Genomic DNA, 20473 nt, shown 5'->3' with positions numbered 1-20473 from the left:
CTAAGTTATTTAAGCGCTCCTTTTCCTTCTTGATATTTAAATAATTCTTCTACAGTTTGATTGAGTATACTATTACAAACATCTAACACAAAAGCAGGGAATTCTTCTAAAAATTCAACTTCGTGATAGTGGCTTAGTCCAATATGTCTATCATCCATGTCTTCAATGCCCATAATCATAACGTACAAGTCTTTGTACTCGACTGGGTGAACTTGTCCACCACTATGGATGACTCTATTTCTTACTTCAATTATGAACTGTAACTGTTTCCAGCATTTTAGATTTAATTGAGGATTGATAGAAATACCATTAAATATACTTTGTAAGGCTTTCTGGATTTCTGCTCCTTTGAGCTTTTTGTTATGGATCGAAACAATATTTAATTCCGTATTCTCTCTCAACTCTTTGCGTATTTTTCCAATAACCATCTCTAATTCTGTTAATGCGGAAGAGAGGATAGAAGATCTCAACAAATTGGGATAGATGTTATGCAGTTGAAAATAGCGTTCACGGTTTTCGTCCCACACCATTGTTTGATCTTCACCCTCATATTTTGCTGCAAGCTCCTTAACTCGATTTGCAAACAATGTAGCTTGAGATTTTATTGATTCTTCCATGTCCCTAGAATAAATTTTTAGTAATTCAAATTGAAAATTAGCATTCGTCTGTAATGCTCGAATCGATAAATTCATTTTATCAACCTTTTCGTTTAATTTTGTTGATGAAAGACAAGTTTTAAGAAGAAAGGGGTGGAGAAATCCACCCTATAGTTTTACCAACTTATCTTCAGGTACATCATACTTGTATACTGCGCCATTAGTGAGTTCTATATAGTAAAATCCCCAAGTCACGATGTACTCAGGATGATTCTCATATACCCTGATTACGAAATACTCCCCATCCTCACTGTAACCTTCATCCATCATTCCAAGTTTGTATTTATCTACATCTTTTTTAATTTTAGAGTACACATACTTGTAGGCATTGTCCTCATTTACAATAAACTTTGGCTGCTTGCCAATATAAAGATTACCCCTCTTTAAAGAAACCTTCTCGCCAATCGCATTGCTCATACTTCTAACTGGCACATATGTAGTATTTTTATAGGTTATTGCATCAGTTGTGGACTTCTTAGTTCCATCCACATAAAGACTGACTTTCTGGATAACTGCTTTAATTGGCGTAGCGGTTGCCGCAAATGCTGTTGCCCCTGTAATTGTTGAACCGATCAGAATACCAATCACCAAGCCTTTTAACTTGTCCTTCATTTTAATACTCCCTTGTTATGTGAAATAGATTGCTTATTGTATTATATACTTTAAATATCTAAATGAACTACAAAAATTTCCTGTTGCATAAAGAACGTCTGTTCGGTGTATAATACTAATACAAACAAACGTTCTTATTTGATTATGGGAGTGATAATGATGGCGAAGAAAGAGCGGACAATTATGTTAATTGACATGCAATCGTTTTATGCCAGTGTTGAAAAGGCTAAAATGCCACAATATAAAAACAAACCATTGGCAGTTGCAGGAGATCCAGCAAGACGTTCGGGAATAATACTTGCTGCATGTCCTCTAGCTAAAGCAAAAGGTGTGTCAACCGCTGAACCATTATGGCAGTCACTTCAAAAGTGTCCTGAGCTGATCATTGTGAGACCACATATGCAAGAATATATAGAGGTATCAACTCAAATTATGTCCATTATTGAGGAGTTTACTGACTTAGTTGAACCCTATAGCATAGATGAGCTATTTTGTGACGTGACAGGTTCTCTGCACCTATTTGGTAATGACCCGATTGACTTGGCAAGACAGATCCAAGACAAAATATTGAATGAAACGGGAGTATATGCGAGAGCTGGTATCTCAACTAACAAAGTGATGAGTAAACTTTGCTGTGATATGATCGCAAAGAAAATTGATGGTGGAATATTCTTTCTTAGAAAAGATGAACTGCATGATCATATAGGTGACAAACCAATTCGTGATATGTGGGGTATTGGATCAAGAATGGAAAAACACTTGTGGAAAATGGGGATTCGAACAATAAGACAGCTTGCGAATACACCTCTGTCCAAATTGAGAAGTAAGTGGGGTGTTAATGGTGAGGTTATTTGGAGAGTGGCAAATGGACTTGATGACTCTCCTGTAACCATAAATACCCATAGTGTGCAAAAGGATATTGGCAATGGGATGACGCTCCCCAGAGACTATACAGAACAGTGGGAGATCGATGTTGTAATTCAAGATATTTGTACCGAAGTATGCAGACGTGCTCGTAAAAAAGGATTAATGGGTAGTGTAGTCACTATGAGTTTATCGGGTGCAGACTTTGATCATCCAACTGGATTTAGCAGACAGGTTAAACTACAAGATCCCACAAACATAACGGTTGATGTATGCAAGATAGCTAAACAAATTTTTAGGCAGCATTGGGATGGTCAGCCTGTGAGACGAGTCGGAATATCATTATCCAATCTTTCAAACGCTGAGACGTATCAATTGTCATTATTTGACGACCAAGAACAGAAGAGAGCCATAGACAAAGTAATGGATGATATCAAGGATCGCTTTGGAGATATTGCTATCTTAAGGGCAAGCTCAATCACTTCTGCTGGTCAAGCCATAGACAGATCAAATAAAATTGGAGGTCACTATAAATGAGCAAAAAACTGGAGGCAAATGGATTGTGGGAATCAAGTCGTATGATGTTGCCACAACATAAAGAAAGAATCATTGAACATCGCTCACGAGACAATGATCAGATTAGACCTCTTCTTCACGAGGACGAATGGGAAGTTATTTATCAGAACATAGGAATATCATACAGATATACTGAAGAAGCGAATTTTGAGATTTTTGAATTAAATTCAAAACGAGTTGTGAGCGGAATTGTTTCGAAGGTTAATGAGTTAGGGAAGAAGGTTAGAATCGAATGGGAAAATGGACACGAATGGATTGATATAAAAAGCTTAGTTGCAGTGCGATTATCGGGAGGGGGATTAGAGTAATGAAACAAAGTGCTGAAGAGTTGGAATTAGTGAAAAAATATGCTGAGATGCCATTACTGTTAGACGTAATAGAGGAAGACAAGAAGAGGATAAGTGAGAGCAGTGCCATATTAAAAAGAGAGTTGAGATTTTATTTAAGTGCACTACAAGACAGGGTGACCGCTGATATATATGAGCTGAAGAAAGAATTAAGAGACCGTGACATTAAAATTATCGAACAGAAAAGAACTAAAGACAATTTGCTCATCTCTTACTCAATCCGTAAATATCAGCATCAAATGAACCCACTGATGAGCAGGGTTAGAACAGATGTATTAGTGATGTTGGCTGACTACATGAAAATAGATCTAACTAAGACATGAAGTGATTTGTTGCTTGACTTTTAAGAGTAAATATAATAATATTAACAGTATAATAAAGAGTGATTGTTTGAAGGTAAATAATGCAATCTGTCGAATAATAATACTATAAAAAATTCACACCGGGAGATGATTTTGTGTCATATTTAGAGCCAAATCTTCTGCAAGCACTTCTATTCACCCAAGAGAATGAAGGTGTATTGAGAGCTGTGAGATCCGAAAGAATGAATGAGTTTAGAGAGTTGGAAAGAGTAGGCTATATTGAGCTAGATCAAAAGGCTACAGGAATGGCTATAGTTTACATAACAGACCTTGGACGTGAATATCTTGAGAGCCAGTAAAATTAGTCTTTCACGGAGAAAGGGGACAATAAATTGAAAGTTACTAAGGGAATTATTAAAACATTTGAGCAACATATGACTATTAAATATAAGGAACAGAAACTTCTCTCTGAATTATATGAATGGATGGAGGCGCAAGGAATTGACACTGGATCTGAGGAGTTTGCCGATGCAATAGCAGTTAGGATCGGAAATAATGAGTTTGATTCCGCTGACCAATTCTTTGATGACTTACAACGCTTCATGGATGGAGAACAGGTAGGCTACGGTTAATTTGATAATGGGGAGATGAAATAGCATGATTGGTTTCGATACCGGACACAAAGATGAAAATGGTAAAGCATACATAGTCGGAGCTACAGTTGAATGGATTGACGATGAGACGTTTCCCTGTAGTGCGAAGATTGTTCTAATTGATGGCTGTAAAATCGGAGTAGAGACTCACGAAGGTTTTGTGTTTGCATGTGACCTAAAAGATGGTGGCTATATTGTAAGTGAGGATGAGTTCAAGTGAAAGAGTAGTTTCATTATAAAAAAGGGGTGACGCTGTGAGCCTTCTAGATACTATTGTTACTGCGTCAATTTCTGCGGCTGTTATTGCCGCATTGATTAATGCGTTCAGTAATGACAAAAATCAAACCTTGAAATACATAACTGAAGAAAGAGCAAAATGGCGCGCCGACATTAAATCTAATGCATCCAAAATCTATTCAGGTGAATATAAAACAGAGAAAGAGCTAACGGCACTCACCACACATTTAATGTTGAGTTTAAACCCACTCAATAATACAGACGATACTCTTGATCGTGAGATAATCAACTTGTTGAAAAAAATTGAATTGGGAAAGCGAGATCCAAAAGATCTTAGTGATTTTAGAAGTTATATTGGAACTTTATTAAAATACGATTGGGAAAGATCGAAAAACGAAGCTCGACCATGGTATAGAAGAGACTTAGACTATACAGTTAAAACCAGATATTTGATTGATTTTTACCCAAACAAAGATAAAAAGCAAAGCAACAAAAATGAATAAATTACTAAAGAAACGAATCTTTTACTCAGTTTCTGAAAGGATGATCGTTGTGCATATTAAAATCAAGAAATCTAGCAGTGATTCATATTGGTATGCCGATAAAATAGATCAACAATTTGAAGTTTCTGGTGTAGAGGAAGATATTTATAGAGTCAAAAACTATAGTATGAGTGAAGTTGGGATCAGATGGGACATTGCTCCAGTGCTAAAAGTAGATGCTGAAGAAATAGTCTCGAAATCATATCCTGAAACAAGAAAGGCTAAACCATGGCAAGTCAAAGAATTTAGAGTTGAGAAAGCAAAGAAATTAGCAGAACGGTCAAGTTTTAATACTAAACAAGAGATAAATAAGTATGAGAAGTTAAATTCTGATGCAGAGGTTATCAATAAATTTCTTGATGAAATTTGAGATTCATAAAGAATGGAGGAATTGTACATATGATAATCAATAAAGACATTAACACGATTTACGGTGGATTATTAAAAAGCAAAGGAATTGATGATGCAAGAGTTTGGCTAAATCAACAAGGATATCAAGTGATTGAGAATCCATCTAAAGCAAGACCTGTGGAATTAAGAAAAGATGAAAAATCATATTTATACAGTACAGTCAATGGTGCTTGCTGGCAGGTTTATAAAGCAAAAACTAAATGAAATATGACTTTCTTGGAGAAGGGAGCAGACGATATAATTGATCTATATTACTGGAGATATACACGGAACGATCAGCGTGAATAAACGACTTAATACAAAGAACTTCCCACAACAGAAGCAACTCACAAAGAGTGATTATGTAATCATTGCTGGAGACTTCGGACTGATATGGGATGGAAGTAAAGAGGATCAGTATTGGCTCAAATGGTTAGATAAGACTAAGTCATTCACAACTTTGTTTATTGATGGCAACCATGAGAACTTTGATTTGCTTGAAGAGTATCCTGTGGAGATTTGGAATGGTGGCAAGGTACATAGAATTAACGACAGCGTTATTCACTTGATGCGTGGTCAAGTGTTTGAGATTGAGGGTAAAAAGTTCTTTACGTTTGGTGGAGCTGCTTCACACGACAAAGAGTATCGCAAGGAAGGAAAGTCATGGTGGAGTCGGGAGATGCCATCTCAAGAAGAATACGAAGAAGGATTAAAGAACTTAGAGAAACATGACTTGAAAGTTGACTACATACTTACGCATACGTGTTCAACAACAGCATTGGAGTATATCGAGCAGCGTTGCGCTATCCGTATGGAACGGGACGAGATGCATCCATACTTTTATGGTATTGAGCAGAAGGCAGACTATAAACAGTGGTATTTTGGACATTTTCATCATGATTTTGATTTACCCAATAATCAAAGATTGCTGTACACGGATATGACTAAAAGAAATTAAATAAAATAGGAGGACGTTTTATTAAGAATGATTAAAAACGATTATACAATCAATGGAGATGTGGCAATCTTGCACATAACAAGAAAAAACGGTGACAAGTTTGATGTGTTAATTGATAAAGAAGACTTAGATATCCTAGATAAGAATAATTACATGGTTCATGTTAGTTGGGCAAAGAATGCTAAAACATACTATGCAGAGATTTCAAAACGTTTCACTGGAGAAAATGGTAAAAGAAAAGGTGTAACAATTATGCTCCATGGTGTTGTAATGGATAAAGTACATAAGAATAATAAGACGCATAAAGTGGATCATATAAGCACAAATAAATTAGACAACAGAAAAGAGAATTTGAGAATTGTAGAATCAATTAACAACAGTAAAAATAGAAAGTCTAAGAATAGCAATAATAAGTCTGGATATCGAAATGTATCTTGGAACAAAGATTATGAGATGTGGGCTGTACAACTTCAAGTAGATCGTAAAAATAAAACAATGGGTCTATTTGATGATGTACATGAAGCTGGAAGGTACGCTGAAAAGATGAGAAGATACTATTATGGTGAGTTTGCTGGTAACAATTGATATAATACATAAGAATCTACATCAAATTTTCCTTTGATATGGAAATGAGGTGGAAATTATTAAATGTGAATATGAAATCAGATACTCCTTTTCATATAAGGATGGCGTGGAGATCATTAATACTAATGATGAGCCAAACATAACTGAAATCAAACTAAGAGCGAAAAGGTTTGGGTATGACACAGTATCAGTTACTAGATTAGAAACAGCTTGGTACGAAATAAACTAAATCAAATCTTTCTTTTAAATAGAAATGGGGTGAGTATTAGTGGCCCATAATGACGAGTGGTGTGTTTTTTGCGAAGATAAAATCAAAGCAGTTACCGTAGTCTCTCCAAGTGGAAAAGAGTATGATATCTGTAAGCATTGTGCAACATTATCACCATATAGAGAATCAATAAAGACAGGTGGTAATGATCAATAATTCTCAATGAATGTTTACTTTTACACAAAAAGGAGATTAGCAAAAGATGGGTTGGAGCATTGATTTGATCTCAGATAGAAAGATAACAGAGCAAGAAGTTGATGAACTAGTAAATAAGTTACCTCAAGAGTTGTCATTTACATTGGGAAACAGTAAGCAGCCATGGGGATGGTCAACAGCGGTAGATATATCAATTAAAGATGATAATGTTGTGTGGTTAAGTGGATCATATGGAATGTCGGGTAAAGTAGCAGAAGAATTTGCAGTACATATGAAAAATGAATTAGAGCAATTGGGTCACGATATAGTTGTTAATTATAGATGGTAGACAGATAGGGAGGGGATTATTGAAAGATGAAATTTATTATTGTTGGTGATGTTGGGGTTACAAAATTGTGTGAGATTGTCGACGAAAAAACAGTAGCTAATCGCGTTCAAGAAATCAAAAATGCAGGGATGCCAAACTTTAAAGTTTATCGGATTGACGAGGAAATTGATATTAAGGTGACTTATCCAGATTATTTTGGTGGTGACGATACTGGTGGATGCCCGTAAGTTAATGAAAGGTTGATATCATATAGAAAAGAGGATGGGAAATGGAAGTTAAAAACCTTAAAAGATGGACTGAAATTAAAGAATCGCTTGATTATGCTTCAGACGTTAGAAAGAAGATGATCACGCTGTCTGCTAAACTAAGTGCAGCCATATTGAGAAAACAAGCAGACGGGGGAATCAGTAACACAGATCTCGCACTGAAAGCTCAAGTTAGTGAAAAATCCATTGTTGATCTAACAGAGGACGATAATGTTCCGAGTATTGAGGTGTTAATTAAGTTAGTATTGGCATTGGACATGGATGTAGAGATTATTTAATTACACAAAAATAACACTTGAAGAATAAATATATGTATGGTAACATAAACTTAAAGGAGGAGTTAAATAAATGGAATATATTTTTGAAAAGAACAAATTGTACAATTTCTTAGGAACAAGTTTGGTGAACACTTTGAAGCAGCACAAAGCATACATAGCAGGAGGAACAATTACAAGTCTTTTTAGTAACAATCCGGTAAATGATATTGATCTCTACTTTAGAGATGAGGAGTCGCTATCCGAATTAATTGAAGAAATCTATGATGACAGCAATGACTGGGTAAATGCTCTGACATCTAAGGCATTGCTAGTGAGAGTTGACGATAAGGAAATTCAAATGATTCACTTCAAGTATTTCGAGAAAGCGGAAGAAATTTTTGATACATTCGACTACACAGTATGTATGGGAGCTTTCGACTTTGAGTCAGAACAGTTTGTACTACATGAGGATTTTTTGAAGCATAATGCACAACGAATCTTGAAATTTAATAAGAATACTGATTTCCCTATTGTTTCATTGTTACGGGTTCAAAAGTACAAAGATAAAGGTTATAACATTTCTAAGCCTGAGTTTTTGCGAGTTGCACTGAGCTGCATGGAGCTCAATATTACAAATGCAGAAGAATTGAAACAGCATCTTGGTGGAATGTATGGTATCAATTACGACAAGCTGATTGAACTAGAAGAGGGAGAGTCATTTAGTCTAAGTAAAATCATTGACAAGATAGCGAATATTGCCTTGAGTGAGGATTACTTTGAGAAGCCCAAAGAAATTAAGTACGACAGTGTGGAAGAGATCCTAGATGTGATTGTGAAAGAACCAGTTAGAGTTGTGAAAGTTAAAGATAATACATACCGGATCACTAAGAAAAATGTTTTAAGAGAGATTACCGAAGAACCTAAAAATAAGATTGAGATTGATGCAAAACAATACATAGACTCACAAAAGTTTTATAAGTTCGTTGAGAGACGTGATGACAAATACTTTAGCCATCACGATAGCAAATTTGAGTATGTGTTTGGAACACTGGTAAAACCTAAAAATGAACATATTTACTTTAATGAAAAAGAAGAAATTAGAGAATCACATTACTATAATAAAGGTGTGCTGCTTGAAGTGGTCATTCCATATGAAAATTTCACAGAAAAACAAGGAGACAAAGTTTTATCTAGTGGGTGCTATGTTGTACGGGAAGTACCACAAGAAGAATGGAGTAAGTGGACAGAACGGGAATTAGACCAAAATGTTAAGCATAGTCTCAAACCCAAAGCTGTATGGATTTAATTCTTGGTAAAAGTACAGTTTCATCAGAATATTGGTTTAGTAAATGGAAGATATCGAGAGTATTAAGGAGAATAAAGGAGGTGATTGTGAGTGATCTATGATGTTGCTAAGGGGCAGAAGTTTAAACATTACAAAGGTGGAATTTATCAATTCGTATGTTTTGCCACACATACCGAACAACAAGAAGGATTGGCTGTTTACATGGACAATAATAATCAGGTATGGGCAAGGCCAGTAGATATGTTCTTTGGTTACACAGATGATGGAACAAAGCGATTTGTAGAAATTAATGAATGGGAAGAAATTGAATAAACAGAAGATTGGATTGGTTGTAAGTGGAAGTAGAATTTAAAACAGTAGACGACATATTGAAGCATTATAAGAGTGAAGATAAAGAAAATAAAGATTCAGAAGTTATGGAGAAAAGTGAGTAAGCGTAGTGTATAAAACAATACATATATTACCGATGAAACTGCATAATCCCGTTTGATATACTTAAATGGGTGATTGATATGTTTACTTCTCCAATGTTGCTATACAAAGCACCAAATAACTTGCCATTCGATAGTGATTTGCACTTAACAGAGCTTAAACTCGATGGTATACGTCTTATTGTCGACTACAGGGATAAGGTGAAAATATATACCAGACACAACAATGACGTTACAGCCAAGTTTCCTGAGCTGGTTAAAAACATACCAATACAAAATGGGACAACGCTTGATGGAGAACTGATCGTAACTGACTCGGACGGTAAGCCGAACTTTGAATTTGTCATGGAACGGTTCATGTCGAAGAAGAGCAAACACAGAGTCACGTTCTGTGGGTTCGATATCATTAATTATGAAGGAAAGAGTGTAATCTCTAAGCCTCTTATAGAACGCAAAGAGATACTGTCCAATGCTTTCGTGGACAACGAGTACTATGCAAAGTCGATCTTTATAAAAGGAAATGGAATTGAGTACTTCAACCTTGCGAAGCAGCAAAAACTTGAAGGTATCGTTCTGAAGGAATCTAGTTCAAAATATGAGATCGATAAAAGATCCGACAAATGGTTGAAGGTAATTGCATATGAGATAGGCGAATACTACATTGCTGGATACAAGAAAAATGAATTTGGTTGGCTCTTGTCTGATGGTAAGCGAATAGTTGGGGTAATGAGTTTAGCTGTTGGCGTAAACGAGAGAAAAGCAGGATATAGAGTGTTCCAGCAACTCAAAAAGAAAGAGACAGAGGATACGGTTTATATTGATCCTGTTATTAAGTGCGTAGTTAAACACCGAGGATACACTAAAAACAATTTACTAAGACTGCCCGAGTTTGAAAGCTTTGTATTTTGAGGAGGTGATTAAACTGGCTAGACCAGTTAAGTGTCCTATCTGTACTCAATACGGACAGAAGGAAGACATGAAATATGAGGAAGATAAGAGATACTATCATGTTGAGTATTGTCATGATAAGTATTTAAAGTTGAAGGCAGAGACAGCAAAGGAAAATCAAGAATGGAATAATCTATACCAATACATAATTAAGTTGCACGATGTTCTATTGTTACCAAAAGGAAACATTGCACGACTCAAGGATTTAAGAGCTGGGTATGAAAATAAGAATGGTAGCAGAACTCGTAAATGGAGAACTGGGCCTGATTATGCTTTGATGCTCGAAGCATACAAGATAGCGGAGCAGACAAATAAGAGCGCTATTAACAATAAAATAGGCGAGTGGGCTGCTGTGTCTCAAATAAATTACACAATATCAACTATGCTTGGGTATTTAAACGATGCCTTTAAAATTAGACAAAATAAGTCTAAACAAAAAGCAGCAGAAGTTAGAGTTCAAGCAATGGAAAGTAAAAGGGATCAATCTTTACAAAATACTTTCAAGAACAAAAATAAAAGTGATGAACTTGATATCTCAAGCTTTCTCTAGAATTAGGAGTGATACATATAGTATATATTAAAGAATTCGTTGATCCTTCAAAAGTACACGAAGCTATTTTCATTGGCTATCTTTGGAATTCACCAAGTTTATACGGTAAGTACAAAACCCACAAGATTACTAAGGAAACTTTCACTGAAGCTACTTGGTGGTACTATTACTATATTGGCAAAGAGATGTTCGATAATGGCATTAGGAGCTTTGATGATGTAACTACATATTCTTTTCTAACCTCAAGACCACAAGAGACAGGAAGGAAGTCATACTTCGAATATTATAATGAATATGGTGGGTATGGAACAATTGAAGAGGTTAAAGCGGAATGCGATGAAGACAAAGGTAATGATGAATATCATTTTAGTGAAGTTCAAAAATACGAATCACTTAGAAATTTACAAAAACAAGGTCTGATCGACACATCAAATGAAAAATTAGTAACAACACTTGCTAATATGAATTTAAAGCAAATGCAAAGTTTCTTTCAGTTCAAACATAAAGAATCATTCTCACACGTAAACAGTGGAGAAGTAATAGAGTACAATCTGATTGACAATTTAGACGAAACTATTGATCAATTAGAGGCTGGGGAAGATGCTGGCATTCCTCTTTATGATTCTCCGAGATTAAATAAAAAGATAAATGGGCAAAAATTAGGCAATCTAATCTATCTAGTCTTGCCATCTGGAGTCGGCAAATCAAGTCTGATTACCGAGAAAGGGGTACTAGGATTAATTGAAAAAAATGAAAAAGGGATTGTCTTTGCCAATGAGGAAGGTGTTAAAAGGTGGAGAACAAGATTACTTGTTACGGTTGCTGCTAGGATATTAAATAAACCTATTCCTCGTGATACTGTTAATAGGGGAGGATTTAGCAAGCAAATTAAAGATACATTGAAAGAAGCCGCTGTTTGGCTGCAAGAGCATAGGCCTGACTTTATTAAATTTATACAATTGAAAAAATATCGCATCGAAGACGTAATCAATCGTATAGAACTATATCGACCACTAGGATATAAGCACATTTATTTTGACACCTTTAAGCCAGACATGTCTCAAAACATAGATCGATGGTTGGCCTTCTCAAATTCAGCTCAAGAGCTCTATGACTGTATTAAGGAAGAATCAAATAACTGTTCTACAATTGCTACTGTACAATTGAAGATAGGAAAAGAGTTCAGATATTTAGATTTAGATTGTATTGGAAAGTCGCCAGAGATTGTGGAAGTGGCAGCAGTAGTGTTGGCTGGAAGACTCGTATTTGCTGATGAATATGAAGGTCAAAAAAATGCGCTTAACGCTTATAACTGGGAGAAAGATTCAGGATTTGGAGGATGGCATAAGAAACCTTACAGGTTAGACCCTGAGAAGAAATATTTAATTCTGTTTTTACCTAAGAACCGGGAGGGTTCAGAAGATGAACAAATCATTTTTGAAGTAAATTATGACTTCAATACATGGAAAGAAGTAGCCTTAGTGGTCGTACCAAATAACGGACGTTAAACTCCCTTGGAGGAGCAGCATGAGTGAAGACTTAAAATTAATTAAACAGAAAATACTTGAGGAAGACAGAGTTGGAGAATTGCTTGAATTAATGGGATGCGAACATGTTAATCCCAAGAAGAATAGATATGAAGCTCAATTACCTTATAAATTCGAGTCTCCAAATAAAAGGTCTGTACAAGTTTACCTCAACGAATCATTATCTAGCAGAATAAGGTCGCTTGGGGAATCAGATATTGATATTTACGGGTTAGTATCATACATAGTTTTCGATCATTACACATTAGAAGAACAAAAGAAAAGTTTATCAAAGGCTAAAAGATGGATATGTGATAAGTTAAATTATAAGCAGTTTTTATCAAGATCTTATTCTCCCAGTCCATCATTAGATCATTTGAGTTGGCTAAAAAATGTAAAAAGAGGGCGTAAGAAGAGTCGGCTGAGAGATGATTTGGAAAACGATATCTATGACGATGAATACATGAATCAATTTGTCATGTTGCCACATAAAAAATACTACGATGAAGGAGTTGATTACAAAACACAGATTGAGTTTGGCATAGGATACGACATAAGAAGTCAAAGAATTGTATTTCCAATACATAACCGTTTCGGGGATATTATCTCTGTCAAAGGCAGAACAATTTATGAGGATTATGAGGATAGGGATATCTATAAATTTATGTATCTTATCAACTTTAACAAGATGATAGAGTGGTACAATTGGCATCGGGCTATGTACTATATTCTTGAGGAAAAAGAAGTGATTATATTTGAAGCTGAAAAGACATGTTGGTTAAGTAGTCAGTTTGGCTTTAGAAATTGTCTGGCAATTAGCGGTGACGACATTAGTGACTATCAAGTAAAGATGATCAAAGAGCTAGGGTTAGACATCAATATAGTCATTGCCATGGACAAGGATAAGTCTGTAGAAGCAATAAAAAAGCAAGCTGCTAAGTTTGGTAAAACACGAAATGTGTATGCGTTATTTGACAATAAAAACATGTACAAAGATAGGGATAGCCCCTGTGACCTTGGTTTGGATACATTTAAACAGCTATACGAAGAATCTAAATTTAAAATTTCTGTATGAGAGAGGTGTTAAATGTTTACTGTAAAGCAACTCGAAGAACTTAGCTTTCTATCTTGGTGGGATCTGGAGTGTCCACCCTTAAAGTTTCTAGTGAGTGACTGGAAAGAAGTCAATGGATTGAATGATGAGGCTATTGAAGTGATGATGGATATTTTGACTGATGTATAAGCAGATAAAATATAGTTTTCATTCAAAATAATTAAAGAATAAAAATACATATTGACTTTACTATATAATGTAATATAATAAAACTATCAGATCGAAAGGGATGGTTGAATGTATGAACAGAGGTTGGACGAATCTGATTTTAGACTCACTAATAATGAGGAGGAAGCCACCCATGTAAAAATACTAGCGTGTCTGAGGAATATGCCAGTTACAATCGGGGGAATGTACAAGCTCTACACTATGACGTATGATGATTGCGCAGCAGTTGAAGAAGAAATATACATATTAGATGACAATGGAAAAGAAAACTTTTCATTCTGGATCTGCTGCAAAAAAGAATTTTACAAGTAACTGGTAATGTCAAAAATTAAAAGAATGAAAGTGGTGTATGAATAAAATGTTTAAAGATTCTCCGGTTGAATTCAAACGATGTGCGGATATTGTATTTAGTAAAGTTGATGAGAATATTTATCAAGTTAAGAAGGATCGAGGTGAGCATTACAACAATGCAAAATTTATTGGTCATAACGGAGTAATCTCTATGCTTAACAAGGGTAGCCATAAGGTGGCTATCCTTGATAGAGAAGAGCGCAGAGTACTTGTTTCCAATTTTCAAGTTGAGTAAAAGTTGGATTTCATAAACAATGGGAGATGATTGCATGAGCAAGACGAGAGAAGAAATTGTGCAACTGGTCACTAAGAAAAAGAATCTAACTCAGAAGAAGATAAATATTTATTGCCTGACCCACACTCATGATACTGAACCTAGAGAATACTGGGTTAAAGCTCCATATTCAGTAAATGTATTCAATACGCTAGTAGCATACATACAATTTGAACTGTCTGATATTGAACAATCATATGGAATGGATCAAGAAGATTTGATTAAAATTCTTGAGCAGTTTTATGACTGCAAACAAACAGAAAAACCGGATAGAGGAACATATTTCGAAATTGATTTGTATTACAACTGGGAATATTTCTGTAGTGCATATGACGATGTTCAAAAGATTGAGAGTATGAGACGTTTAGGACTGAAAGAGGCTTTAGCGGACATCGTTGAGAGATTTTATCAGACTCGCCCAGAGTGGAGACCAAAAAATGTCGCTACAAATTAAAGATGAGACAGTATATGTGATATATCGTAATGGTAGCCCATATGAAGCACGAGGCAGAAAACTAGTTTACACATCCAGAGGAGCTGCTAATGGAGTAGTCACCAAGGAAGCTTACGACGAGGCAAGATTATCATATGACCGTGATTGGTATGAACTGAGCAACAGTAAGCGAGAGTCCATGACAGAGAAAGTGAAGAAAGAGTTTAACATTGTAGAATATGGCCCAAAACGAGGTGAACAATAAGTATGAGAACAATTGAGGAGATTGAAAATTTAACAGTTAGAACCTATGCAGTGTTGAAGCGGAACGGGATTAATTTTGTGGAGCAGATTGAATCCATGGGTTACAAGGATATTACCAGTTTAAAGAATGTTCATCGTAAAAGCGTGGAAGAATTAGAGAATTTGTTGGGAATTGAGTTTAAGTAAAATTTGAATTTTATCAAAAAAGGAGTGGTTCAGAGAATGAACAAAGCACAGTCTTACGAGATTGTTCCGACAAACAAAGATAAGAACCAAGGAATCACATTTAGGGAGCTATACGAAGACATATTGAGTGAAATTGAAGACTATAAAAAACTAGGTTTACTAGATGAGCTAATGACTCAAACAGTTAAATTGAATTTGGTTGACCTAAACGGAAGGGTAATTGATGGTCCAGCTACCCTCACTGTTGGATGGCTTGAAGGTGGCAGCGTTCTTATTACTGGGAATGTAGAAGAGATATACGGATAAAAGAAGAGTTTGATTAAGAAAAGGAGATAATCGAAATGAGAAAAGCAACTATTAAGAGAGATTTTCTTGGTTTATTTCTTTATGATCATGAGATTGAAGATGGTCAAGTTGAGGTTGACTATGAATGTTTGGCTGAGTTTGATGAAGGAACGGAAGTAGAAATACTTAAAGAAATTCCTATTGGTGAATTCGCATTAAGCCAAAAGAGTTATGTAATCCTAAATCCAATTAGTAATGAAAGTATCACAGTAGCTGAGTCATTTTTAGAGCTGATTGATTAAATTTAAGTAAAAATATACTTTCATAAGAATAGGAGATACATAAATGAGCGAAATGAAAAAATACATGGATGTTATTAGATTGGGGCACAAGTCGACTGTTGAAGTTTTGAATGATGGAGACTATATTCTTATTCAAGAAAAGCTAGACGGAGCCAACGCCTCATTTAAACGTGAAGGAAATCTAGTCGTGGCTTTCTCTAGAAATACAAAGCTTTCATCAGAGAATAACCTAAGAGGTTTTTATGAATGGACACAAACATTGGATGCAAACAAACTGTTAGAAGGAGTTATTTACTTTGGGGAGTGGCTTGTAAAGCACAAGATTGATTACGGCACTAATGCAAATCAGTTTTATCTATTTGATGTCTACGATGAGTTCACTCAAGAATACACATACTTCTCTTTTGTGCGAGATGAAGGTAAACGGTTGGATTTGAACATTGTTCCGGTATTTTACGAAGGTAAATATGATTCGTTTCAGCATCTTGAATCATTCATCGGGAAAACCGAGCTGGGGGTTGGTGGAGGCGAGGGAATTGTCGTTAAGAACGTTAATTATCAAGACAAATACGGGAAACAGCTCTTCGTAAAATTGGTATCTGATTCGTTCAGAGAAGTTCAAAAACAGAAAGCCCCTAAAGATCCAAATCTTAAATCCGCTGAACAGTCAGCAGTAGAATCAGTCCTCACTAAAGCTAGAGTAGAAAAACTGATTTATAAATTGATTGACGAGAATCTACTCGACGAACATTTTGGCATTGAAGACATGGGAACGATCCTAAAACAGCTTGGTGGTCGCGTATATGAGGATATTGCTAAAGAAGAATATGATGTAATTAAAAATTACGAGGAAAAAGATATCCGTAAAGCAATTGGTAGAACACTTCCTCAATCAGTGAAGCAAATTATTAAAGAAAAAGAAGCAGCATAATTTTCAATGAAACTGCTCTTTCATCAAGAATTACAACTTAAAAAAGCCAGTAAACACAAGGGTTTTGGAGCTGCTATTTAACTAATTTCTGAGGAGTGATTGATTTGAGAAAAGTAAATATCAAAATCATCAACAAACAGACAGGATTGGTAGACAAGTGGTTGACGAGCAGTTGGATGAACAACAGTGAGAATATTGCTTTACCTGAAAAATTCAAAATAGTAATTCAATAAATTGTTGAAAGGAGTGATTTTGCCATAGCATGGAAACAGAAGCAACCTAGAATTCCGTTTGAGCCATACGACAATACATATTCAAAGTTAGCAAAGATTAACGGGATTGAGAATATCGATGAGTTTCTTAACCCACTCTCTAATGTAGTACATAGTCCGTATCTACTGAAGAATATCGATGCGATGGTTTTAAGGATCATTAAGGCGATTAAGAATGATGAGAAGATTGTAATTTTTGCAGACAATGATTTCGATGGAATTTCTTCGGCAGCGATACTTTATAAAATTCTTATTAAGTTCACTGACAATGTAGAAATAAAGTACGTGGAGAGAAGCCGAGGACACGGTTCGGCTCTAGTTATTGATCAAATTGAGGATGACACAGACTTATATATAGCAGTGGACAGCAGCAGTAATGATGTTGAGGCCTTGAAGGTGCTGGTTAATCGAGGAATCGACTGTCTAGTTATAGACCATCACTCTGTAGATGTTGAGAATCCATATTGTGTTTTAGTAAATCCTCAACAAATGGATTGTAAATACCCAAATAAGAATGCTTCTGGTGGACTTCTGGTATATAAAGTGTGTCAAGTATTGGACGACTATATGGACACACGATTTTCACTTGAGTTGAGTGATTTACCGGGATTTGCTTTGATGGCAGATATGATGTCGATGATGGAGATGGAGAACAGATTTTTCGCAAAAGTTTCATTGAAGGGGTTGCGTCATGAGGGATTAAGGATGCTGTTTGAAGCGATGAACTCAGACATAAAAAATCTTACATCAACAGACTTCTTATATGGGGCAAGTCCAGCAGTAACAGCAGCTACAAGGGCTGATAATATTAGACTGGCAATTGATTTTCTGATGTGTGATAAGACAAATCCCGAAACCAAAGGATACGTGAAAGAGTTAATCAAGTTAAATGAAAATCGCAAAGTAGTTCAAGCTGAAGCGCTTGAGGCGATGAAGACTGGGCTATGTGAGACTGACAAAGTGATTATTGTTTTCGATCCAACCGTGGGTAAGGGGCGAAATGGTCTGGTGGCACAAGAGATTGCTAAAAAATACAATAGACCAGCAATTGTGCTTGGATTTGGTGATAACGAAGATACATATGCGGGTAGTTTCAGGGGCTTAGACGATTTTTCGATGCTAGAGTTACTAAAGACGTGTGAAAATGTGATTTATGCCGCAGGACATGATGGTGCAGGTGGTGTGGGTGTATCAATAACTCATCTTGAATTGCTTCGACTCGAACTTAACTCCAAACTCCGAAATTTTATTCCTGACGACACTATATATTACGACTTAGAATTTAGTGCTGACAGTATCAATGAAAATCTAATTAACTATCTTACAGAGTTTTATCGTTACTCAGGCAATAACTTCAAGCCGGGAACATTCTTAATCAAAGACTTGTTCATTTCAGATAAGAAACTGATGGGTAAGACAAACAATACAATAAAAATTGATTGTGGCAACTTACAGCTAATGAAGTTCAAAACAGATGAAGAGTATTATGAGCAAGTACCAGTGTTCACAGAAGTGGAGGCTGTGGGATCACTTAATATGAATGTTTGGACTCAGTATCGACCTAAAAAGAAAGTAATTAAGACATGCCAATTGTTCATTGAAGACTATAGAGAAATTATTAAGCAATAAAATAATACATAAACGAATGGAGAAATATACATATGAAATTTTACGGAATCGCAACTAACAACAACAATCAAAACGTGGTAATCGACAATCTTCCTGCTGATTATCTTGGTGCAGTCATTGTAGCTAAACAGCAAGCAGCTAAAAAGGGTTTCACATTCCAATATGTTAAGCCAGCAGAAAATGGTCGAAAGGAAGGATCAGTGTTGACTAAATTCAAGAAGCAACGTACTCAACGCAAATCTATTAAACGGTAATACATATGAGCAATCAAAAGGTAAGAATCAAAATCTCGGAACACGCGAGAGTACGATGTGAGCAATGTAATGTTGGAGTGGGATATCTCATTAAGATGATATCCTCCATTCCAAACGTTCAAGGAAAATTAAGATGGATGACTGAAAAGGGTGTAATTGTGATTGAAAGAGTGAATGAAGGATTGATCTTAGTTCGTACATTCATCGCTCGATTCAAATATAAGGGCAAAAGATATCGCAAAGGATGTACAACTTTTTAATACATAGATGGTGACCAAATGGATAATGAAGCACAAGGATTTCTTTTCGGTAAAGTCGTATTTAGTAGGCCAGCAGTTTACGAGAGACCGGAGTATATAGCTAGATACATGGAGAGATATGAAGAGCATGACAGGATGAACAAGTTTTATGATATGAGGGATAGATTAATGAAAAGACGGATCAGAACAATTAAAAATCCTTGATACATAAGGCTTTTGTAAGCCAGATATCTACGTAAAAGAACTGTTTTATCAAGATATAAGAGGAGAGTGTTTATGAAATCGATTGATAAACAAAAAGAAAATCTTAAACATTTGATGATGCTAATTGACAACAATCCAGAGTTAACAATTTACCCTATGGTCGACTCCGAAATAGTTGCAGATGATGGTTTCAGTTGGTGGCTTGCGGGTTGGGGAAGTGCATCGATTGAAGAAGTTTGGAGTAACGATGAAAAGATCTACATTCGTTCAGAAGATGAAGAGCAACTCGTTGAAGAATTGTGGGAAGGCATGGAGCTCAATGGACTCTCCGATGATCAGCTCTATGATCTGGCAAAAGAACAAGTCAACCAATATGAATGGAAAACTGTAATTACTGTTAAGATTGGCAAACTGTAAGACTGAGTAAAATACAAGATTTATTAAAAGATTAAAGGAGAATGTAAATGTATTATTTGCGCAAAGAGCCAGAAGAAAGGGTTGTCCCTGAGATTGTTAAAACTGATGACACGGTTATTCCTGAGAGAAAGTTTATGAGTGATGATAGAGCTATCTATAAACACCATGATTTTTCACGCTTTTATCGAGGCACATTTAAAGGGATAGCTGAAAAATATCAAGGCATGAAGGTATACCAGTGCAAGACTCTCAAAAGAATCGTTGAATTGCGAGAAAGCATGTATCAATACTGTGGTGAGTATTTTGATATTTACGATGAGAGCGGTAAGGTTGCAATTTAAGTTTGTGTAAAACGCTTCAATAAAAAAGGA

At 35.7% G+C, this 20473-nt stretch carries 37 protein-coding genes; 35 read left to right on the top strand and 2 right to left on the bottom strand.

Going from position 1 to position 20473, the window contains the following annotated elements:
* Nucleotides 1-5 precede the first annotated feature (5 nt).
* Entirely contained in the window at nt 6-692 is a 687-nt protein-coding gene (locus tag MKY95_RS19045; RefSeq protein WP_339193864.1) for a hypothetical protein, read from the bottom strand.
* A 72-nt stretch (nt 693-764) separates the two neighbouring features.
* Nucleotides 765-1268 (bottom strand): stalk domain-containing protein, encoded by a 504-nt coding sequence (locus MKY95_RS19040; protein ID WP_339193863.1) that lies wholly within the window; start codon nt 1266-1268, stop codon nt 765-767.
* A 159-nt stretch (nt 1269-1427) separates the two neighbouring features.
* Between MKY95_RS19040 and MKY95_RS19035 the strand changes: the two genes are divergently transcribed.
* The 35 genes from MKY95_RS19035 (at nt 1428) to MKY95_RS18865 (ending at nt 20443) form a co-directional block, all read left to right on the top strand.
* The gene (locus tag MKY95_RS19035; RefSeq protein WP_339200016.1) at nt 1428-2669 is read left to right on the top strand and encodes a DNA polymerase IV; all 1242 of its coding nucleotides are present in this window, start codon (nt 1428-1430) and stop codon (nt 2667-2669) included.
* On the top strand, nt 2666-3016 hold the full coding sequence (locus MKY95_RS19030) for a YolD-like family protein (protein WP_339193862.1): 351 nt from the start codon (nt 2666-2668) through the stop codon (nt 3014-3016). The genes MKY95_RS19035 and MKY95_RS19030 overlap by 4 nt, the downstream gene beginning before the upstream one ends.
* The gene (locus tag MKY95_RS19025) at nt 3016-3378 is read left to right on the top strand and encodes a hypothetical protein (RefSeq protein WP_339193861.1); all 363 of its coding nucleotides are present in this window, start codon (nt 3016-3018) and stop codon (nt 3376-3378) included. The genes MKY95_RS19030 and MKY95_RS19025 overlap by 1 nt, the downstream gene beginning before the upstream one ends.
* A gap of 134 nt (nt 3379-3512) precedes the next feature.
* The gene (locus MKY95_RS19020; RefSeq protein ID WP_339193860.1) at nt 3513-3716 is read left to right on the top strand and encodes a hypothetical protein; all 204 of its coding nucleotides are present in this window, start codon (nt 3513-3515) and stop codon (nt 3714-3716) included.
* Nucleotides 3717-3749: 33 nt separating this feature from the next.
* Nucleotides 3750-3989 carry a hypothetical protein gene (locus MKY95_RS19015; protein WP_339193859.1) on the top strand — a complete coding sequence of 80 codons (240 nt, stop codon included), beginning with the start codon at nt 3750-3752 and terminating at the stop codon, nt 3987-3989.
* Between the two features lie 25 nt (nt 3990-4014).
* On the top strand, nt 4015-4230 hold the full coding sequence (locus MKY95_RS19010) for a hypothetical protein (protein WP_339193858.1): 216 nt from the start codon (nt 4015-4017) through the stop codon (nt 4228-4230).
* Nucleotides 4231-4264: 34 nt separating this feature from the next.
* Nucleotides 4265-4750: a hypothetical protein gene (locus MKY95_RS19005; protein ID WP_339193856.1), complete on the top strand. Its 486-nt coding sequence runs from the start codon at nt 4265-4267 to the stop codon at nt 4748-4750.
* Nucleotides 4701-5159 carry a hypothetical protein gene (locus tag MKY95_RS19000; RefSeq protein ID WP_339193855.1) on the top strand — a complete coding sequence of 153 codons (459 nt, stop codon included), beginning with the start codon at nt 4701-4703 and terminating at the stop codon, nt 5157-5159. The genes MKY95_RS19005 and MKY95_RS19000 overlap by 50 nt, the downstream gene beginning before the upstream one ends.
* Nucleotides 5160-5188: 29 nt before the next feature.
* A complete protein-coding gene (locus MKY95_RS18995) occupies nt 5189-5404 on the top strand; it encodes a hypothetical protein (protein WP_339193854.1) in 216 nt (71 codons plus the stop codon).
* A 37-nt stretch (nt 5405-5441) separates the two neighbouring features.
* Complete coding sequence (locus MKY95_RS18990; RefSeq protein ID WP_339193852.1) at nt 5442-6137, top strand: metallophosphoesterase; 696 nt, start codon at nt 5442-5444, stop codon at nt 6135-6137.
* Between the two features lie 27 nt (nt 6138-6164).
* On the top strand, nt 6165-6722 hold the full coding sequence (locus MKY95_RS18985; RefSeq protein ID WP_339193851.1) for a hypothetical protein: 558 nt from the start codon (nt 6165-6167) through the stop codon (nt 6720-6722).
* A gap of 470 nt (nt 6723-7192) precedes the next feature.
* On the top strand, nt 7193-7474 hold the full coding sequence (locus MKY95_RS18980) for a hypothetical protein (RefSeq protein ID WP_339193849.1): 282 nt from the start codon (nt 7193-7195) through the stop codon (nt 7472-7474).
* Nucleotides 7475-7500: 26 nt separating this feature from the next.
* Nucleotides 7501-7701 carry a hypothetical protein gene (locus MKY95_RS18975; protein WP_339193848.1) on the top strand — a complete coding sequence of 67 codons (201 nt, stop codon included), beginning with the start codon at nt 7501-7503 and terminating at the stop codon, nt 7699-7701.
* Nucleotides 7702-7742: 41 nt separating this feature from the next.
* Entirely contained in the window at nt 7743-8018 is a 276-nt protein-coding gene (locus tag MKY95_RS18970; RefSeq protein WP_339193846.1) for a helix-turn-helix transcriptional regulator, read from the top strand.
* A 70-nt stretch (nt 8019-8088) separates the two neighbouring features.
* On the top strand, nt 8089-9303 hold the full coding sequence (locus tag MKY95_RS18965; protein ID WP_339193845.1) for a hypothetical protein: 1215 nt from the start codon (nt 8089-8091) through the stop codon (nt 9301-9303).
* Between the two features lie 90 nt (nt 9304-9393).
* Nucleotides 9394-9615 (top strand): DUF1653 domain-containing protein, encoded by a 222-nt coding sequence (locus MKY95_RS18960; protein WP_339193844.1) that lies wholly within the window; start codon nt 9394-9396, stop codon nt 9613-9615.
* A gap of 200 nt (nt 9616-9815) precedes the next feature.
* Nucleotides 9816-10643, top strand: coding sequence for a hypothetical protein (locus MKY95_RS18955; protein ID WP_339200014.1), 828 nt, complete (start codon nt 9816-9818; stop codon nt 10641-10643).
* Between the two features lie 67 nt (nt 10644-10710).
* Nucleotides 10711-11232 carry a hypothetical protein gene (locus tag MKY95_RS18950; protein WP_339193843.1) on the top strand — a complete coding sequence of 174 codons (522 nt, stop codon included), beginning with the start codon at nt 10711-10713 and terminating at the stop codon, nt 11230-11232.
* An 8-nt stretch (nt 11233-11240) separates the two neighbouring features.
* Nucleotides 11241-12740 (top strand): replication protein, encoded by a 1500-nt coding sequence (locus MKY95_RS18945; RefSeq protein WP_339193841.1) that lies wholly within the window; start codon nt 11241-11243, stop codon nt 12738-12740.
* Nucleotides 12741-12759: 19 nt separating this feature from the next.
* Nucleotides 12760-13833, top strand: a complete 1074-nt coding sequence (locus MKY95_RS18940) for a DNA primase (protein ID WP_339193840.1) — start codon at nt 12760-12762, stop codon at nt 13831-13833.
* A 12-nt stretch (nt 13834-13845) separates the two neighbouring features.
* Complete coding sequence (locus MKY95_RS18935) at nt 13846-14001, top strand: hypothetical protein (RefSeq protein WP_339193839.1); 156 nt, start codon at nt 13846-13848, stop codon at nt 13999-14001.
* Nucleotides 14002-14109: 108 nt separating this feature from the next.
* Nucleotides 14110-14352: a hypothetical protein gene (locus MKY95_RS18930; protein ID WP_339193838.1), complete on the top strand. Its 243-nt coding sequence runs from the start codon at nt 14110-14112 to the stop codon at nt 14350-14352.
* A 37-nt stretch (nt 14353-14389) separates the two neighbouring features.
* Complete coding sequence (locus tag MKY95_RS18925; RefSeq protein WP_339193837.1) at nt 14390-14626, top strand: hypothetical protein; 237 nt, start codon at nt 14390-14392, stop codon at nt 14624-14626.
* A 34-nt stretch (nt 14627-14660) separates the two neighbouring features.
* Nucleotides 14661-15119, top strand: a complete 459-nt coding sequence (locus MKY95_RS18920; protein ID WP_339193836.1) for a hypothetical protein — start codon at nt 14661-14663, stop codon at nt 15117-15119.
* Entirely contained in the window at nt 15103-15363 is a 261-nt protein-coding gene (locus MKY95_RS18915) for a hypothetical protein (RefSeq protein WP_339193835.1), read from the top strand. Before MKY95_RS18920 ends, MKY95_RS18915 begins: the two co-directional genes overlap by 17 nt.
* A gap of 2 nt (nt 15364-15365) precedes the next feature.
* Nucleotides 15366-15548, top strand: coding sequence for a DNA-directed RNA polymerase subunit alpha C-terminal domain-containing protein (locus MKY95_RS18910; protein WP_339193833.1), 183 nt, complete (start codon nt 15366-15368; stop codon nt 15546-15548).
* Between the two features lie 36 nt (nt 15549-15584).
* A complete protein-coding gene (locus tag MKY95_RS18905) occupies nt 15585-15854 on the top strand; it encodes a hypothetical protein (protein WP_339193832.1) in 270 nt (89 codons plus the stop codon).
* A 35-nt stretch (nt 15855-15889) separates the two neighbouring features.
* The gene (locus MKY95_RS18900; RefSeq protein WP_339193831.1) at nt 15890-16135 is read left to right on the top strand and encodes a hypothetical protein; all 246 of its coding nucleotides are present in this window, start codon (nt 15890-15892) and stop codon (nt 16133-16135) included.
* Between the two features lie 43 nt (nt 16136-16178).
* Entirely contained in the window at nt 16179-17066 is an 888-nt protein-coding gene (locus MKY95_RS18895; protein WP_339193830.1) for an RNA ligase family protein, read from the top strand.
* A gap of 104 nt (nt 17067-17170) precedes the next feature.
* Nucleotides 17171-17299, top strand: coding sequence for a hypothetical protein (locus MKY95_RS18890; protein WP_339193829.1), 129 nt, complete (start codon nt 17171-17173; stop codon nt 17297-17299).
* Nucleotides 17300-17482: 183 nt separating this feature from the next.
* Nucleotides 17483-18967 carry a DHH family phosphoesterase gene (locus MKY95_RS18885; RefSeq protein ID WP_339193828.1) on the top strand — a complete coding sequence of 495 codons (1485 nt, stop codon included), beginning with the start codon at nt 17483-17485 and terminating at the stop codon, nt 18965-18967.
* Nucleotides 18968-18999: 32 nt separating this feature from the next.
* Complete coding sequence (locus MKY95_RS18880; protein ID WP_339193826.1) at nt 19000-19221, top strand: hypothetical protein; 222 nt, start codon at nt 19000-19002, stop codon at nt 19219-19221.
* A gap of 278 nt (nt 19222-19499) precedes the next feature.
* On the top strand, nt 19500-19685 hold the full coding sequence (locus MKY95_RS18875; RefSeq protein ID WP_339193825.1) for a hypothetical protein: 186 nt from the start codon (nt 19500-19502) through the stop codon (nt 19683-19685).
* Between the two features lie 72 nt (nt 19686-19757).
* Nucleotides 19758-20102 (top strand): hypothetical protein, encoded by a 345-nt coding sequence (locus tag MKY95_RS18870; protein WP_339193824.1) that lies wholly within the window; start codon nt 19758-19760, stop codon nt 20100-20102.
* 47 nt (nt 20103-20149) lie between these two features.
* Complete coding sequence (locus tag MKY95_RS18865; protein ID WP_339193823.1) at nt 20150-20443, top strand: hypothetical protein; 294 nt, start codon at nt 20150-20152, stop codon at nt 20441-20443.
* Nucleotides 20444-20473 lie beyond the last annotated feature (30 nt).

The sequence above is a fragment of the Paenibacillus sp. FSL P4-0176 genome (assembly GCF_037975265.1).
GTDB classification, from domain to species: Bacteria; Bacillota; Bacilli; order Paenibacillales; family Paenibacillaceae; genus Paenibacillus; species Paenibacillus amylolyticus.
The sequence above is the reverse complement of the archived record's forward strand: the minus strand, read 5'-3'. Positions and strand labels throughout refer to the sequence as shown.